The 610-nt window shown below is 69.8% G+C and carries 2 protein-coding genes; both read left to right on the forward strand.

The genetic code is table 11. The annotated features are described in order from the left end of the window. Positions 1 to 344 (forward strand): CoA-transferase (locus tag AM506_RS23575; protein WP_369117596.1); only part of this gene is annotated, 344 nt, incomplete at its 5' end. Beyond that, the coding region (locus AM506_RS23580) for a hypothetical protein (RefSeq protein WP_200908488.1) at positions 344 to 610 on the forward strand (267 nt) is incomplete at its 3' end. The genes AM506_RS23575 and AM506_RS23580, both read left to right, overlap by 1 nt.

A 610-nucleotide genomic window follows, 5' to 3' on the forward strand; every position in this document is an offset into this window, starting at 1 on the left:
CCTTCGAGGTGGATGCCGCCGGCAACCTGGCCAACTGGAAGATCCCCGGCAAGTTCTCGCCGGGCATCGGCGGCGCCATGGAGCTGGCCCAGAAGGTCAGGCGGCTGGTGGTGCTCTGCTCCCACAACGACAAGCAGGGCAACCCCAAGATCCTGGCGCGCTGCCGGCTACCGCTCACCGCCAGCGGCTGCGTGTCGCGCATCATCACCGACAAGGCGGTGATGGACGTGACTCCCGAGGGACTCGCCGTGCTGGAGATCGCCGAGGGGCTCGACCCCGCGGACCTCGAGGCGGCCACCGAGGCGCCGCTGCTCATCGATACATCACGCCTGGGGAGATTCTGATGCTGGACGCCACCGAGACACGTATCGTCGAGGCCTGCGAGGCGCTGATGGACGACACCCTGGCCCTGACCCGCGACCTGGTGCGCGGCTACAGCGTGCTGGGCCAGGAGCAGGGGGCACTGGACACCATGGAGGCGTGGTTCGCACGGCTCGACCTGCCGGTGGACCGGGTACCGCTGGATGCCCCGGGCTTCGCCGAGCACCCGCACCGCGCGCCCACCGAGTGGGACAGCGCCGGGCGCTACAACCTGGTCTCGCGGCTCAAC

The sequence above is a fragment of the Rossellomorea vietnamensis genome (genome assembly GCF_001305855.1).
In the GTDB taxonomy this organism is placed as follows: Bacteria; Bacillota; Bacilli; order Bacillales; family Bacillaceae_B; genus Rossellomorea; species Rossellomorea vietnamensis_A.